The sequence below is a fragment of the Paenibacillus sp. 2TAB19 genome (assembly GCF_052115185.1).
Classification (GTDB): domain Bacteria; phylum Bacillota; class Bacilli; order Paenibacillales; family Paenibacillaceae; genus Pristimantibacillus.
Window position 1 is genome coordinate 38,622 of record NZ_JBFRGE010000011.1, and the last position, 15,783, is coordinate 54,404.

The window sequence follows — 15,783 nt, forward strand, 5'->3', positions numbered from 1 at the left end:
CCTCCCCTTCATAACTTTACCATGCCCGCATAGGCTCGGCTAATGCAAAAAGGGGCGATAACTAAAATAATCAAAGTCTGCATGCTTAAGCTCTCCGTTCAAATCTTGCGCGCATAAGCCTATCATCGTGCCCGTGAAGCCAAGCTTGCCGCCATATTCATCGGATAAACTGCCGATGTCGAGCGTATCGCTGACCGCCTGCCAAAGATCCCCGTCAGGCGAAGCGAAGAAGCAAAGCTCCCTATCCCGAACGACAGCTCGCAAATAGAAGCTGTCCCATGTATCCACGTTGATTTCCTGCCCTCTGCATTCCTCATACTTGCCAGCCTTGCTCATCACGACGCCTAACACACGGCCCTTCTCGCTGTCCTGCGTCACTCGCAAATAATAATAATCCGCTTCATCATAATAGAAGACGAGACCGGCCATCTGCATAAAATGATCTGGATTATATTCCATCCGGGTCTCAACCGAGCATCTAAAATGCTGAAGCCTGCGCGCGGCCATACTCTGCCGGTGCCACGATAACAGCGACTCTCTCCCGCGCAAACGCAAATAACCCGGACGCTCCGTCAAAGTGAGCCACGACGGGTCGGCAGGCACCCGAAGCGTCTGGAAGCCGCGATGAAGCTCAGCCGCATCGAAGTCGTCCTTCTCCATTATCGCCTGAATGGCTGTTGCCGCTTCGGAAGCGAACTGCGGCGCAGGCACGGTCAAGGCCGGAAGCCGACCCTCGTGGTCGAGGCGCAGCCAGCCGTCCTCCGTCCAGCGGCAGCGCTGGATCGACGTCTCCCTGCCAAGCGGATTAAGCTTCGTCCCTTCGAATGGACGACTGCAAATATGGGCCATATACCACTCGCCCGTATGCGTCTCGACGAGCGAGCCGTGGCCCGCATTTTGCAGCGGGAAGTCCGGATTGCTTCTCGTTGTCATGATCGGATACTCAGGATCCGTCTCATAGGGACCTTCGATATGGCGCGAGCGTGAAAGGGTTGCCGCATGATTAACTCCTGTACCGCCTTCGGCTACGAGCAAGTAGTAGTATCCATCCCGATGGAATAGCTGCGGCCCTTCAGTAACGCCAATATCCGTTCCATTGTATATGGTCTTAACAGGACCGATAAGCTTCTGCTGCCGAGGATCATATTGCTGCATGACGATGCCGCGGAACCGCTTGTGGTCATCTCGGAAATCCCACTGCATATTGAGCACCCACTTCGTGCCGTCCTTGTCATGGAATAAGTAAGGGTCGAAGCCGCTGCCGTTCAGGAAGACCGGATCGGACCATGGTCCTTCTATGCTCTCGGCCGTCACCAAATAATTGCGCAAGTCCTTGTAGACGCTCTTGCGGGCAGCTACATTTGTGTAGAGCAAATAGAACATGCCGTCATGATAAGAGAGCGCCGGCGCCCATACGCCGCCTGAGCTCGGTATGCCTCGAAGATCCAATTGCTCTGGGCGGGTTAACGGCTGAGGCAGGAGCTCCCAATGAATCAAATCTCGCGAATGATGGATCTGCACGCCGGGAAACCACTCAAACGTCGAAGTGGCGATATAATAGTCTTCTCCCGCTCGGACAAAAGAAGGATCGGGCTGAAAGCCGGGGAGAATCGGATTTTGAATGGTTAGATTAGATGACTGCATACGCGTTCCTCCAATAATAATGATACTTAGCCTATGTTAATCAGACTAGCACAGGAGGTTCGCTGCGCGTATGCAAGTTTTTTTAGTTCCGTGTGCTTTTTTTAAACATGTTTTGAATTTCCGATAACGAAAAAAAAGGCGGCTAACTGCACGAGTGTGCACTTAGCCGCCAAGTATAAAGTTTAATGCTGATTCGCTTTGTCTACCTTCACGCGCTTGATGAAGAACGCAACGACAAGGCCGATAACCGCGACAACCATCGCGAAGATGAAGGCGTTCTGGATGCCTGCCGTCAAGGCTAGCGGAATGTTCGCCGGGTCGGCTGCGTTGTCCACGCCTTCCATAAACGTCTTGCTGCCCGCCGTCATAATGCTTACCGCAAGCGCTGTGCCGATCGCACCGGCTACCTGCTGCAGCGTATTCATGATCGCCGTGCCATCCGGGTACAGCTCGCGCGGCAATTGGTTCAGGCCGTTCGTTTGCGCCGGCATCCATACCATCGAAATGCCGATCATCAGGCAGGAATGAAGCACGATAATGAGCGCGAGCGTTGATGCCGTTGTAATGCCGGAGAAGAACCAAAGTACGGCAGCAACGATGACTAGACCAGGAATAACGAGCCATTTGGGTCCGAATTTATCGAACAGGCCGCCCATGATCGGAGACATAATACCGTTGATCAAGCCGCCCGGCAGCAACACCAAGCCTGCTGTCAGCGCGCTAAGACCTAGCCCGGATATCAGGAACATCGGCAAGACGAGCATCGAAGACAGAATAACCATCATGCAAATGAATACCATTAACGTTCCGACTACGAACATCGGCTTCTTGAACGCGCGAAGATTCATCATCGGTTCTTTCATGCGTAATTGGCGTATTGCGAAAATAATGAGGGCAATGATGCCCACAACCATCGAGACGATCACTTTCGTGCTGCTCCAGCCATGATCACCTTCACCGGCGCTGCTGAAGCCGAACACGACGCCGCCAAAGCCAAGCGTCGAGAACAGGATCGAGAACAAGTCGATTCGCGGCTTCGTAATTTCCGAAACGTTCTGCATGAAGAACATACCGAAGATAAGAGCAATAACAAGGAAAGGCAGCGAAAGCCAGAAAATCCAGTTCCAGCTCAGCTTATCGATGAGCAGACCGGCAATCGTTGGTCCGACCGCCGGAGCAACCATAATGACTAGGCCGATAATGCCCATGGCCGCGCCTCTTTTTTCCGCTGGGAAAATAATAAGGATCGTATTGAACATAAGCGGCAGCAGCAGCGCTGTGCCGACTGCTTGCACGACGCGTGCGGTCATCAGCATTTCGAAGCTCGGCGCCATCGCCGCGATGAACGTTCCGAGAATCGAGAAGCTAACCGCTGCAATAAACAGCTGCCTCGTCGTAAACCATTGAAGCAATAAGCCGGATATCGGCACTAAAATGCCCAAAGTAAGCAAGTACCCCGTCGTCAGCCATTGAACCGTTGCCGGCGTAATTTGAAATACTTGAATGAGATCGCTAAGCGCGACATTTAGGGCCGTTTCGCTGAACATGCCGATAAAGCCGCTTAATAATAATGAAATCATAATCGGGAGCACTTTGTATTTCACTCCCGTATCTTGCATGCCTGCTGTCATTGTAGCTTGCAAATTTCTCTCCTCCTATATCAGGTCTTGATGTATGCATGACGTTTTCACCTTATAAAGAAGGGCATTTCGTGATCAGATAGGGCACGTATTTCGCAGCGCTTAAAAGCGGTGTCGTATCGCGGTTGGTGATGGCGAGCAGCAACGCCCCCTCGAGCAGGGATACGATGACCATGCCGAGCTCGGCAGCCTTAGCTTGTCCGATCCCCGTCACCATCAATCGGCTGGAAATGACATTTTGCCATGCGGCGAATACGGATTGGCATGCTTCCCGCAGCTTGTCGCTGACCGATGATGTCTCGGCAGCCAACCAGAAGCTGAACGGCACATAACCTTCATACTCGTTCTTGGCGACGTCTTCGGCCAGCTCGTTGATGCACATCGCAATTGCGTCAGCGGGATGTTCGTTTCTATCGAAGCAATCATGCCACTTCGCAAGCACCTCTTGCTTCGTACATTCGATGGAAGCAATCGCCAGCTCCTCTTTCCCTTTCGGAAAGTAATAATATACAGAGCCTTTGGGACAGTCGCTTTCCTTAATAATTTGACTAAGTCCCGTCGCATGATAGCCTTGCGTAACGAATAGCTTGGAGGCTGTTTCCACAATCGATTGCTTAGCATTTTGCTTCTCTGACACCGGATCACCCTCTTCATTATAACGATCGGTCTACATAATAAAACCAGAATATTTGTTCGCTGTCAACCTCAACTTTTATGGAGCGCTTTCATCAAGACGCAAAAAAACCGGCTCATAAGCTAGCTTACGAACCGGCCTTTATCGTTAATAACGAGGTTATTATTGCTGCTTCAAACGCTGTGTCCAGCCGATAAAGTTGTCGACCAGCTTGTCCAAGTGCTGAACCGTCGATTCATGTATAAGCTCGCCATCGGCGTTCAATTTCTCGCTGACTCCATTAATGAATACTTCATTACCCGGCAGCGTGAGGGCTGCAATGCCCGGCGAATTAAGAATTTGGCGGAGATGTATTTGGGCTCTTGCCGTGCCTAACACGCCTGGCGATGCGCCAACGATGAATACCGGCTTGCCTACAAGCACCTTGTCGACGCGGGAGAACCAGTCTAATGCGTTCTTAAGCAGGGTCGGCACGGAATGATTATATTCAGGCGTTACAATAAGTACGCCTTCGCACTCAGCGACAATTCGTTTGGCTTCAATAACAGACGGCGGCGGTGTCAATTCATTATCTTGGTTGTAGAGCGGAAGGTCCGAGATAGTCACAAACTCGATGGTCAGCTTGCCGTTACCGGCATAACGCTTCACCATAAACTCAGCAATTTGTTTGTTGAACGAACCTTTGCGGCTGCTGCCGACAAGCGCTGCGATTTTCATATGTAATCAACGACTCCTTGTCCGATTGGAAATGGTTTTTGGATTGCCTAATAACGGCATCTGATGTTATATTACCACAATATACAACGCAATGAATCAAATAGAAGATTTATGGATAGGAGATCATATTGGGATGAGCTACAAAATTGCTTTTTTTGACATTGACGGAACGTTAGTAAATGAGCGGAAGCAAATTCCGCAGGATACGATCGACGCCATACGCGCGCTGCAGAGCCGCGGTGTGGAAGCCGTTATCGCAACCGGCAGAGCTCCATATTTCTTCCGGCCGATCGCCGAGCAGCTCGGCATCGACAGCTTCGTCAGCCTGAACGGCGCATATGTGGTTTACAAAGGAAAACCGATCTTCGAGAAAGCAATTCCGCGCGAGCATCTTGAAGCGCTCGTAGGCCATGCGGCCAAGCATAACCATTCACTCGTGTTCGAAGGACACAGCGAGTTCTATGCGAGCGAGGAAAGCCATCCGCATATGGTGGATGCCGTCAAGTCGCTTCGAGTCGACTTGCCGGGTTACGACCCTGACTTCTGGAAGAACGACAGCATCTATCAAGTGTTCCTTCATTGCGAGGAGCATGAAGAGCATCTGTATATCGAAGCCGTACCTGCGCTGCGCTACATCCGTTGGCATAAGACTGCGCTCGACGTACTGCCATCCGATGGATCGAAGGCGCAAGGCATTGAGGCGCTGCTGAAGCACCTCAATCTATCCGTATCCGAAGCGGTGGCCTTCGGGGATGGACTCAATGACGTAGAGATGTTGTCCGTTGTCGGCCTCGGCATCGCGATGGGCAACTCCCATGAAGAAGTGAAGCCTTATGCGGACTATGTGACTGCTCACGTCGACGAAGGCGGCATTCGCAAAGGGCTGCAGTATGCAGGTCTGATCGACTAGAAGCTTCAGTTGTAGTATAAATTGCAACGGAACGCAATAAACCGGCCAAGCAGCGTGAGCTGCGGCCGGTTTTTTTGTGTGCTGTGGTAATCGATTTATTGACCTTCGGATACAAGCGTGAACCGTTTGTTCAGATGCTTCGGCTGCTCGATTTCGTCAATCACTGCGATTGCATAGTCAGCGTAGCTGACATAACTKTCGCCCTTTGCGTTAACGAGCAGGTTATCCGCGCCTACCTGATAAGCGCCCGTCCGCTTGCCTTCTGCATCGAAGAATGCGGCAGGACTAATGAACGTCCATTGAACGCCTGTCGACTGTTCCAAGTCGTTCAGGTTCTTCGCTTGGTTAAGCGCAGTCGGCTTATACAAGTCAGGGAATTCCGGTGTTTCAACTAGTCTGACCGTCTTCGCTTCATCGACGAACAGGCTTCCTGCTCCGCCCACGACGAGCAATCGAGTGTTCGGAGCATCCTGGAGTGCATGAATAAGCACTTGTCCAGCCTCCACATGCAGATGCTCTTCGCCGTGAGGTGCCGCATATGCGTTAACAACCGCATCAAATGATTTCAAGTCTGCCGAAGTCAGATTGAATAAATCCTTCTCTATGACGTTCACGCCTTCTTCGTTAACTTTGGCTGCGTTGCGAACGATCGCTGTAACTTCATGGCCTCTAGCAGCCGCTTCCTTCAAGATTAAGTTCCCTGCTTTGCCGCTTGCACCGATAACTGCTATTTTCATCATAAATGACCTCCCGATTTATTGTAACTATCACAATTACACTTCCTGTAACTATAATAGTTACAATAGGCTGCTATGTCAACCGTTTTCGCCAATCATCCCCGATTGCTCGTGCAATTTAGTCTGCTTTTCTCTGAAATAGTCCGTCATAAACTGTACCCATTCCCTTGCTGCGCGGGACAGATAACCTTCCCTTCGCCATACGAGCACCGGCTCCCAAGGAATGATCGGATCATCAAGCTCGATTGCCCTCGTCTTCTCCTCATCAAGAAGATTGCATACGGCTCCGGGCAGCATGGCAACCCCCAAGCCCGCACCGACCATCCCGCCAATGAAATCCCACTGCGAGCTTTCATGAACGATGCGAGGATCGAAGCCCGCTTGTCGGCATTCGTTAATAATCCGTCCGTGAAGCGCAAAGTCGCTATTGAACAAAATAAAGCTTTCTGCTGCAAGCTCTCTCAGGCTGATCCGCTGACGCTCCGCGAAGGGATGATTCGCCGGCACGATCACTTTTAGCCGGTCTTTCACAATGGGGATGGAATTGAACATCGCCTCATCGGCCGGCCATAGGACTACCCCGGCATCCAACGTGCCGTCCGCAACGCTCTCTTCAATCTTCCTCGCGCCGTCCTCCAGCATGCCGAGCGTGATGCCCGGGTACTTTTCTTGAAATTGCTTGATGACTTCCGGGAAGAAACGCGCGCCCGCCATCGGCGGCACGCCGAAGCGGATACTCCCTTTATTCAAGTAGGACAGATCGTTTAATTCCTGCATCAGATTGTCGAAGGCCTGCAAAATCGGGCCTGCATGCTGTAGAATCGCATGACCTGCATCTGTCAGCTTGAAGGCTCTCCCTTCGCGCGCGAACAGTTCCATTTGCAGTTCATCCTCTATGCTCTTAATTATTTTGCTAATCGTAGGCTGCGTGACATGGAGAGTCTCTGCAGCCTTCGTAAAGCTGCCTTGCCGTACAATTTCCGATACAACCTGCAATTGCCGAACGTCGATACGATCACCTCTTTACATAACCAAATGGAATGAAAACAATTCAATATATTCATTTTACTCATAAGAGGGCACTGCGTATACTTAATGGAATGAAAKCGAGGTTCGGACTGATGAAAGTGAAATCCATATTGCGCACCATTGCTCAGATTATCTTTTTCGTCCTGCTCGCCCAAGGATCGGACGCCTTCGTTGCATGGCTGCATATTCCGATCCCTGGCACGATTGTCGGCATTATCTTCCTATTCGCTTTGCTCCAACTCGGGGTTATTCGATTGCATTGGATCGATCAAGGCGCTACCTGGCTGCTCGCCCAAATGCTGCTGTTCTTCATCCCTTCGACAGTCGGCATTATTGATTACGGAAGTTTGATTGCGCGAAGCGGCATACCTATCTTGTTGACGATCCTGTTGAGCCTCATCGCCGTCATGCTGTGCAGCGGACTGCTCGGGCAATACATAAGCAGACGGAGAGCAGGTGGCCGGCAATGATGAAGCTGTTAGAGCCGATTGGCTGGTTATGTATCACGATCGCCGTTTTCTGGTTTTCAAAGCTTGTCTATTCCAAAACAGGTAAAATCCTTTTAACCCCGCTCCTCATTACGCCGATCATCGTCATTGCCGCCCTGCATTGGAGCGGTGTATCCTTTCGATCGTATAACGCAGGGGCCGGTCTGCTGACAAAGCTGATTGAGCCTGCAACGATCGCGCTTGCCGTCATTTTGTACAAGAATGCTGCCGTATTCAAAAAAGATGCCGCCATCATTACGATTAGCGCTAGCTGCGGCGCTGCGTTAGCGATCGTCACCTCCGCCAGCATCGCCTATATGTTCGGACTGCCGATCGCTATCATCGACAGCTTGGCCCCGCGTTCCGCCACAACGCCTATCGCGATATCCATCTCTGCCAGCATCGGCGGGCTGCCGACGATTACAGCTGTTGCAACGCTCGTCACTGGGTTGCTGAGCATGATTGTAGGGCCGCTAATCGTCAAATGGTGCAGAATCGACAACCCGATTGCCAGAGGCGTTTTGTTCGGCACCAGCGCCCACTCAGCCGGAATTACGAAAGCAATGGAATACGATCCCATATCCGGCTCCGTTGCGACAATTGCCATGATGCTGACCGCTTTCGTTACGCTGGTGACCACTCCTTGGTTTGTTGGTTACTTGCAATGAGTAAATGACATACACAACAAATAAGCTGCTCATGAAAAGTCCTGCGACCTTCATAAGCAGCTTATATGTTGTAATGCTTGTTCTAGCCCTGCTTCTTTCCGAGCTCTCTCCGTACAACCGGCATAACGTCTGTCGCCAGCAGCTCAATCGCTTCAGCAACCTTCGCGTAAGGCTGGCCGCCGATATCGAACTGCACCATATATCGGTTATGTCCGAACAGCTCGTGCTGCGCCAATATTTTCTCGACGATCTGCTGTGGACTGCCTACAGCTAGAGCCGTATCTGGTCCCGCCATCAGCTCGAACTGCTGCTTCGTTATTTTCTCTCCGCGTTCGCGGCCGCCCATGAATTCATATACATAATTCGCGTAATACGGATAATAATTAGCTATAGCCTGCTCGGACGTCTTAGCAATGAAACCGTGGCTCGTTATCGCTACTTTAGCGTGTTTCGCAGAAAACTTCGCTTCAAGCGCAGCCTCCCTATACGCTGTAACGAGATGCTGGAAACGCTGCGGATCGCCGCCCAATATAGCTAGTGCCATCCCTACGCCCAGCTTGCCAGCCGTCTGCGCGCTCGAAGGCGTTCCGCCAACGCCTATCCATATCGGCATCTTCGGCTGGAAGGGCCTCGGTGCAATCTCGGCGTCATCCAGCGAAGATCGAAGCTCGCCGTTCCACGTAATTCGCTCATGCTCGCCGAGCTCCAACAACAGGTCCATTTTCTCCGTGAACAACTCTTTATAGTCATCCAGTTCATAACCAAACAATGGAAATGATTCCACGTATGCTCCTCGTCCTGCAATGATCTCTGCACGTCCCTCCGACAATAGATCAAGCGTGGCGAAGTCTTCGAATACTCTTACAGGGTCCGCAGTCCCAAGCACTGTCGTTGCGCTGGTCAGACGAATGCGTTTGGTAGCCTGCGCAATAGCTGCCAACAATACGGGCGGCGACGTAATCGCAAAATCAAGCCTATGATGCTCTCCAACGCCAAATACGTCGAGCCCTGCATCATCGGCTAGCTTAGCCGCTGCAAGCACCTCCTTGATCCTCTGTGCTGCGGATAGTGACCTGCCCGTATGAGGATCAGCAGCCAAATCTCCTAATGTATATATACCGAATTCGAAATCTGTCCCATTATTTGCCTTTACCTTCTCGTGACTGAGCATCTGCCTTTCCCCCTAATAGTGTTCAACGTTCTATATTTCCCTATTTATGCAGCTTTCATCAAGCCCGCTAACGCAGTTACTTTATGTAAGTAATCATACATAAGTTATTGAATACCGTCAAACCTGCTTCGTTGTAAAATAAAGAACGTTCCTCTTGACTCCATGAATAATGAAGTCAAAAGAAACGTTCTGAATGGTTTAATCTTTAGTCTTGCAGCCTGTTATACCGTCTGTTTCGTCAGATCCAGCCAGTCCATCTCAGCCTTCGTCAGCTTAATAAGCGAACCTTCGTCACAGGATTGCAGTTCTTCCGTCGATTGAGCGCCGATCAAGGCGCAGGTCGGGAACGATTGATTAAGCACGTAAGCGAGGGCGATCTGAATCGCACTAACGCCCTTGTCTGCTGCAAGCTGCTTCGCGCGCTCAAGCCGCTCCCAGTTGTCGTCGCTGTAGAACACCCTTACTAGATCGGCATTGTCACGCACTTCCGGAGAGAATCTGCCCGTGAAGAACCCTCTGGCTTGCGACGACCACGATAGCAAAGGCAACTGATTAGCTTCGTGCCATGCGCAAGTTTCCTCATCTGCCGATACGCAGCCCGACCAGAACGGCTCGTTCGCTTTGGCAAGGCTTAGATTAGGACTGCTGAACGTGAACCCTACTAGTCCGCGATCCGCTGCGTAGCGGTTTGCTTCCTCAATACGCTGCCAAGTCCAGTTCGATACGCCGATTGCTTGTACTACGCCTGCGGCAACATGCTCGTTCAACGCGTCGATAATGACGCTGACAGGAATAGACGGGTCATCTCGATGCAGGGCATACAAGTCGATGTAGTCCGTTTGCAGCTTTCTCAAGCTATCCTTCAGATCTGCGGCGATCGCTTCCTTGCTAACGCGCGGGCCGGATTGATCATGATGGGCGCCTTTCGTCAATACGACGATCTGCTCCCGATTACCGCGTTCGCTCATATAACGGCCAATGACTTCCTCGCTCTGTCCGCCGCAATAAATATGCGCCGTATCAATCGAGTTGCCGCCGATAGCCAGATAAGCGTCTAAGTTGGCAGCCGCCTTCTCATATGAATGATGGAAGAAGTAGTCCGAGCCTTTCATAAGCCGCGAGACCGGCTTCTTAGCGCCTTGAATTGTAATGTATTCCATCTATATCTCCATCCTCTCTCTTCATTAGATAGTAATTCTAGAGCGCGTACGCGCTGATTCTAGGCAAGCATCAATGACTCTCATATTCGCAAGAGCGTCCACTGTATCGAAGCGCATCGCAGAATCTCCAGCAATTGCGCGTGCCAAGTGATCCGCCTGTTCCGTGTAAGCATTTACATGAGGAACCTCGATTTCTTTGCGTTCGCCTTGAGCAGTGACGAAGAAATTGCCGCTTCCCGGGTTAGGCGTAACGTAGGCGCTTGGCACCTCGATAATGCCTTCCGAGCCGAGCACTTCCAGCGGATTGCGGAACGCTGCCCACATGCCGCAATCAAAGCTAAGCGATACCGCGTTGTCGAATTCAATGAGGCCGGACGCCATCATATCGACATCGTCATGCTCCTGTGAGAACAAAGCTTGTACTGTAACCGCTTGCGGCTCTTGGCCGAGCAGCAGCCTTGCTGCATTGATCGGATAACAGCCCACATCATAGATCGAGCCGCCGCCCCAATCCTTACGGTATCTCACGTTCTTCTTGTCGCCGGCATTGTTGAAGGTGAAGGCGCTGCGAATCGCTCTTACTTCGCCGATCTGGCCTGATGCGATAATGTCTTTGATCATCGCATAACGAGGGTGATAACGGTACATGAATGCTTCCGACAACAGCACGCCGGCCTTGGCGCAAGCTTCCGCCATCTCTGCCGCTTCCTTCTCATTCAGTGCGAGCGGCTTCTCGCACAAGATATGCTTGCCCGCTTCCGCTGCGCGGATCGTCCATTCACGGTGCAGATGGTTCGGCAATGGAATGTAGATAACGTCGAGCGAATCGTCAGCGAGCAGTTCCTCGTAGCTGCCGTAAGCGGTAGGTATGTTCAGCTCTTCGGCAGTCCGCTTCGCATTGTCTAGATCACGGCTAGCGATTGCCGCCGCTTCATTCAGAACGGATAATTGCAATCCCGGAATGACAGCGCGTTTCGCAATCCCCGCACAGCCCATGATACCCCATTTTAACTTTTTGCTGGTCATGCTATAATCACCTCATCGAATATTTACTACGACTATATTGTGATTATATGACGATCAAATCAAAATTAAAATGATATTATTTTGTACGCAATTGAAACAATATTGTCATCGGGGTGATTGATAACCATGCAACGCCAGAGCCATCTGCTTACGCTTTCGCAGACGCCTTACTTTTGCCTGCCAGAATCGGTAGGCGCATACAGTGAATATCCCGAGCATCATACGATTCGTGCGGCGGATGCGCACAACACCTTCAATATTCACTATGTCGCCTCTGGCAAAGGGTATGTTGAATGGGAAGGAAAAACGCATCAGCTCACGCAAGGAGATGCCGTCCTCTACTTTCCGATGCAATCTCAGCATTATTACAGCAGCAAAGATGAACCTTGGGACGTACGATGGGTTCACTTCTACGGAAGCGGCGTGCATGATTATTTCTTGGAACGCGGACTTCACAAGAGCCAGCTATGGACGCTGCGGCAGACGAAGGGCTGGGAGCAGGCGCATATGGAGCTGCTCGTGGAGGCGGAGACACATCGGATGCTGCATCCGATCCGCTTGTCGACATTGACCTATACGCTGCTCGCGCTGTTCGCCGAGCAGGCGGTGCCGCTGACGGGCAGCAACAAAGCGAGCTCGGCCGGCAACCGGATATTGGAGCTGCTTCCGTATATGCAGGAGGAAGCCATGCGTCCGTTCATCTTGGAAGAATGGGCCGTGAGAGCCGGCGTTACGCCGCATTACTTCTGCAAGCTGTTCAAGAGCACGATGAAGATGACTCCGATGGACTTCATAACGAGGTGCCGCCTGCAGATGGCCAAACAATGGCTGCTCGACCGCAAAGAGGCGAACATCGGCCAAATCGCCCAAGATGCAGGCTACCCGAGCGTCAGCTATTTCAACAAACGCTTCATCGAGCATGAGGGCATGACGCCGACGGCTTATCGACAGCTGTTCGGCATGTAAGCGCATATTTGCACTTACAGCCCAACGCCGCCGCATAACAAAAAGGCTTTCCTGCAAGGTCGCTTGATCTCCGACCCGTAGGAAAGCCTTTCTTGTTTTTCTTTATATTATTTCGCCAATTGCGAATCGAATACAGCTGCTTCGATCATCCACCCGAACGGATCTTCAAGCTCGCCCTTTTGGATTCCTGTTAGCGTATCGTACAGCTTCTGCGAAAGCTCGCCCGTCTTGCCGTTATTAATGACAAGCACTTCGTCCTGCCAGTTCAGCTCTCCGATTGGAGAAATAACAGCAGCCGTACCTGTACCGAACGCTTCCTCCAGCTTGCCTTGCTTGCTCGCTTCGTACAGCTCGCCGATTTCAATCGCGCGTTCTTGAACCTCATAACCCCAATGTCTCAGCAGGTGAATAATCGAGTTGCGCGTAATACCGTCTAGGATACTGCCGCTAAGCGCTGGTGTATGAATAACGCCATCGATCTTGAAGAAGACGTTCATACTGCCTACTTCCTCGATATACTTACGGTGAACGCCGTCCAGCCAAAGCACTTGCGTATAACCTTTCTCCTTAGCGATCTCTTGCGCTTTAAGGCCAGCCGCATAGTTGCCTGCCGTCTTCGCTTCACCGACGCCGCCCTTCACCGAGCGAACGTAATCAGACTCAACGTAGATCTTAACCGGGTTCACGCCCTCCGGATAATACGCCCCTACCGGCGACATGATGATCAGGAATTGATATTCAGTCGATGGTGCAACTCCTAGCTGAGCTTGCGTAGCAATTACGTACGGACGAATATAGAGCGAATTGCCTTCCTCGAAAGGAATCCAGTCTATATCGACTTGGATCAACTGTTTAAGCGCTTCAACAGCAACATCCGGATTAATCTCGGGAACGCTCAGACGCTCGTTGGAACGGTTCATCCGCAGGAAGTTGTTGTGCGGTCTGAACAATTGCACGCGGCCGTCCTTCGTACGGTACGCTTTCAAACCTTCGAATATCGTCTGGCCATAGTGGAACACCTTCGCTGCCGGATCAAGTACGATCGGTTGGTAAGGTACTACGCGCGGGTTGAACCACCCTTTGCCCTCTTCGTAATTCATGATAAACATATGATCTGTATAATAATTGCCGAATCCTAGCTTTGACTCCGGAGGCTTAGCCTTCTTTGTCGTTGTGCGCTCGATTTGCAAACCTTCTAACATCATGCAACTCTCCTTTTTTTTAGGGCTGTTAATTGAATGCTAACACTTCATGCGATATATTTAAAATATCTATTTTATACAAACCCCATACCTTAAAGGTATGAGACAGTGAGGGATGCCCCATGGATATGCGCCAGCTCAAATATTTCGTTGCGATTGCCGAAGAAGGGCAAATTACGCGCGCCGCCAAAAGGCTTAATATGGAGCAGCCTCCTCTTAGCCGCCAGCTTAAGCTCATCGAAGAAGAGCTTGGCGTAACGCTGTTCGACCGCAGCGGCAAAGGACTTAAGCTCACCGACGCCGGGCAGCTGCTGCTGGAAAAAGCGGAATCGCTCTTGCTCCAATTCGACGGCGCGATCCGCGAAGTGCAAGAAACGGAGGAAGGCGCTCGCGGCGTCTTGTCCATCGGCTCCGTCGTATCCTGCATCTCGCTGCTGCCGAAGCAGATCGAGCGTTATCGGGAACGCTACCCCCAAGTGACCTACAAAATACTCGAGGGCGATCACTTCTACCTTGGCGAGCAGCTTGAGAAAGGTGCGATTGATCTAATCGTTGCGCGTCTGCCGTTCGAAGCACAGTCGATCGTGAGCGATTATACCGTTCTCCCGCTCCCTTCAGATCCGTTCGTAGTCGTCATTCCAAGCGCTTGGACGTCGCTCGCGAGCCGCAGATCGATCAACATGGCGGAGATTGCCCAGTTCCCGTTCCTGACCCTCAAGACGGACAAAACGCTTCGAATGCACGAGCAGGTCGTCAATGAATGCCGACGCCATGGCTTCGAGCCTAATATTATATGCGAATGCTCCAGCGTCGCTATTATTATGTCACTAATCGCCACCGGTATCGGCGCAACTGTATTTCCGAAGTCTGTCTTGTCTTCCTTCCCGTCCGATGTCGTTACTATGCTTCGGATCGAGGATGCAGACTTCCAATCCGGTGTAGGCATCTTATGGCTGAACGATCGCTACCTTCCGAAGCGCGCGCAATATTTTATCGACAGCTTCCGTCCCGACAATAGCTAAACGGCTAGCAGCCGACTACTTCGTAAACTGGTCGTCGAGGAATTCCGCAAGCATGTTAGGCAAGCCGATCTGGCCTAATTGCTTGTTATTATTCATCAGCAGTTGAAGTAGCTCGTCGCTGAAATCATTGTCCTGCTCTTCCTTGATTGCCTCGATCTCATCATGCAGACGTTCCATCTTATGATCGAGAGCCGAGGCGGAGACAGCCGCTTCGCGAAGCTCGTTCAACAGGCGCTCGGGAATTTCCTGATTATATTTATAAAAAATTTTGTGCTCCAAACTTGCCCAGAAGTCCATCGCAATCGTGCGAATCTGTACCTCGACGAACACATTTTCTCGGCGGTCCGAAATGTATACAGGCACTTCAATGATCAAATGCAAGCTTTGGTAGCCATTCGGCTTTGGTTCCTTAATATAGTCCTTGACCTCAACGATATTCAGGTCCGACTGATTACGAAGCATATCGCTGATCCGATAGATATCGGAGATAAACGAGCATGTAATGCGCATGCCGGCAATATCCCGAATACTGTTGCGAATGCTAGTTAAGCTCAGCCCTGTCTGCTTCCGATACAGCTTCTCGAAAATACTTTTTGGAGACTTCAGCCGCGATTTTGTATTCTCAATCGGATTATATTCATGAAGCAAATGGAATTCTTCCTGCAAAATTTCAATTCTTGTCTCCAGCTCGCTAAGCGCGAACTTATACATCATCATGAACCGAGTCATTTGTGTCTTCAAGTCTTTAATCATTAGCATTTGGTCCATC

The 15,783-nt window shown here is 51.1% G+C and carries 16 protein-coding genes; 5 read left to right on the forward strand and 11 right to left on the reverse strand.

The window, feature by feature from the left end:
* Positions 1–39 precede the first annotated feature (39 nt).
* The 4 genes from AB4Z33_RS07165 to AB4Z33_RS07180 all read right to left on the reverse strand — a co-directional run bounded on the left by AB4Z33_RS07165 (position 40) and on the right by AB4Z33_RS07180 (position 4,635).
* Positions 40–1,644 carry a glycoside hydrolase family 43 protein gene (locus AB4Z33_RS07165; protein WP_442049270.1) on the reverse strand — a complete coding sequence of 535 codons (1,605 nt, stop codon included), beginning with the start codon at positions 1,642–1,644 and terminating at the stop codon, positions 40–42.
* A 182-nt stretch (positions 1,645–1,826) separates the two neighbouring features.
* Positions 1,827–3,275, reverse strand: coding sequence for a DHA2 family efflux MFS transporter permease subunit (locus AB4Z33_RS07170; RefSeq protein WP_442049330.1), 1,449 nt, complete (start codon positions 3,273–3,275; stop codon positions 1,827–1,829).
* 61 nt (positions 3,276–3,336) lie between these two features.
* Complete coding sequence (locus AB4Z33_RS07175) at positions 3,337–3,921, reverse strand: TetR/AcrR family transcriptional regulator (protein ID WP_442049271.1); 585 nt, start codon at positions 3,919–3,921, stop codon at positions 3,337–3,339.
* Positions 3,922–4,080: 159 nt separating this feature from the next.
* Positions 4,081–4,635 carry an NADPH-dependent FMN reductase gene (locus AB4Z33_RS07180; protein ID WP_442049272.1) on the reverse strand — a complete coding sequence of 185 codons (555 nt, stop codon included), beginning with the start codon at positions 4,633–4,635 and terminating at the stop codon, positions 4,081–4,083.
* A 133-nt stretch (positions 4,636–4,768) separates the two neighbouring features.
* Between AB4Z33_RS07180 and AB4Z33_RS07185 the strand changes: the two genes are divergently transcribed.
* The gene (locus tag AB4Z33_RS07185) at positions 4,769–5,545 is read left to right on the forward strand and encodes a Cof-type HAD-IIB family hydrolase (RefSeq protein WP_442049273.1); all 777 of its coding nucleotides are present in this window, start codon (positions 4,769–4,771) and stop codon (positions 5,543–5,545) included.
* A gap of 95 nt (positions 5,546–5,640) precedes the next feature.
* Here AB4Z33_RS07185 and AB4Z33_RS07190 read toward each other — a convergent pair whose 3' ends face one another.
* Complete coding sequence (locus AB4Z33_RS07190) at positions 5,641–6,282, reverse strand: NAD(P)-dependent oxidoreductase (protein WP_442049331.1); 642 nt, start codon at positions 6,280–6,282, stop codon at positions 5,641–5,643.
* A gap of 78 nt (positions 6,283–6,360) precedes the next feature.
* The gene (locus AB4Z33_RS07195) at positions 6,361–7,293 is read right to left on the reverse strand and encodes a LysR family transcriptional regulator (RefSeq protein WP_442049332.1); all 933 of its coding nucleotides are present in this window, start codon (positions 7,291–7,293) and stop codon (positions 6,361–6,363) included.
* Between the two features lie 110 nt (positions 7,294–7,403).
* Between AB4Z33_RS07195 and AB4Z33_RS07200 the strand changes: the two genes are divergently transcribed.
* Both AB4Z33_RS07200 and AB4Z33_RS07205 read left to right on the forward strand, forming a co-directional pair.
* Positions 7,404–7,781 carry a CidA/LrgA family protein gene (locus tag AB4Z33_RS07200; protein WP_442049274.1) on the forward strand — a complete coding sequence of 126 codons (378 nt, stop codon included), beginning with the start codon at positions 7,404–7,406 and terminating at the stop codon, positions 7,779–7,781.
* Entirely contained in the window at positions 7,778–8,467 is a 690-nt protein-coding gene (locus tag AB4Z33_RS07205; RefSeq protein WP_442049275.1) for an LrgB family protein, read from the forward strand. The genes AB4Z33_RS07200 and AB4Z33_RS07205 overlap by 4 nt, the downstream gene beginning before the upstream one ends.
* An 82-nt stretch (positions 8,468–8,549) precedes the next feature.
* On the opposite strand, the gene AB4Z33_RS07210 is transcribed toward AB4Z33_RS07205, so the two are convergent.
* From AB4Z33_RS07210 to AB4Z33_RS07220, 3 genes are all read right to left on the reverse strand, one after another.
* Entirely contained in the window at positions 8,550–9,638 is a 1,089-nt protein-coding gene (locus AB4Z33_RS07210) for an LLM class flavin-dependent oxidoreductase (protein WP_442049276.1), read from the reverse strand.
* 221 nt (positions 9,639–9,859) lie between these two features.
* Positions 9,860–10,798: an aldo/keto reductase gene (locus tag AB4Z33_RS07215; RefSeq protein ID WP_442049277.1), complete on the reverse strand. Its 939-nt coding sequence runs from the start codon at positions 10,796–10,798 to the stop codon at positions 9,860–9,862.
* A gap of 24 nt (positions 10,799–10,822) precedes the next feature.
* Positions 10,823–11,824, reverse strand: coding sequence for a Gfo/Idh/MocA family protein (locus AB4Z33_RS07220; protein WP_442049278.1), 1,002 nt, complete (start codon positions 11,822–11,824; stop codon positions 10,823–10,825).
* Positions 11,825–11,950: 126 nt separating this feature from the next.
* Between AB4Z33_RS07220 and AB4Z33_RS07225 the strand changes: the two genes are divergently transcribed.
* Positions 11,951–12,790, forward strand: coding sequence for an AraC family transcriptional regulator (locus tag AB4Z33_RS07225; protein WP_442049279.1), 840 nt, complete (start codon positions 11,951–11,953; stop codon positions 12,788–12,790).
* 107 nt (positions 12,791–12,897) lie between these two features.
* Here AB4Z33_RS07225 and AB4Z33_RS07230 read toward each other — a convergent pair whose 3' ends face one another.
* Entirely contained in the window at positions 12,898–13,992 is a 1,095-nt protein-coding gene (locus tag AB4Z33_RS07230; RefSeq protein ID WP_442049333.1) for a branched-chain amino acid aminotransferase, read from the reverse strand.
* A gap of 122 nt (positions 13,993–14,114) precedes the next feature.
* On the opposite strand from AB4Z33_RS07230, the gene AB4Z33_RS07235 reads away from it, so the two are divergent.
* Positions 14,115–15,014: a LysR family transcriptional regulator gene (locus AB4Z33_RS07235; RefSeq protein ID WP_442049280.1), complete on the forward strand. Its 900-nt coding sequence runs from the start codon at positions 14,115–14,117 to the stop codon at positions 15,012–15,014.
* A gap of 15 nt (positions 15,015–15,029) precedes the next feature.
* On the opposite strand, the gene AB4Z33_RS07240 is transcribed toward AB4Z33_RS07235, so the two are convergent.
* Positions 15,030–15,782, reverse strand: a complete 753-nt coding sequence (locus AB4Z33_RS07240) for a GTP pyrophosphokinase (protein ID WP_442049281.1) — start codon at positions 15,780–15,782, stop codon at positions 15,030–15,032.
* Position 15,783 lies beyond the last annotated feature (1 nt).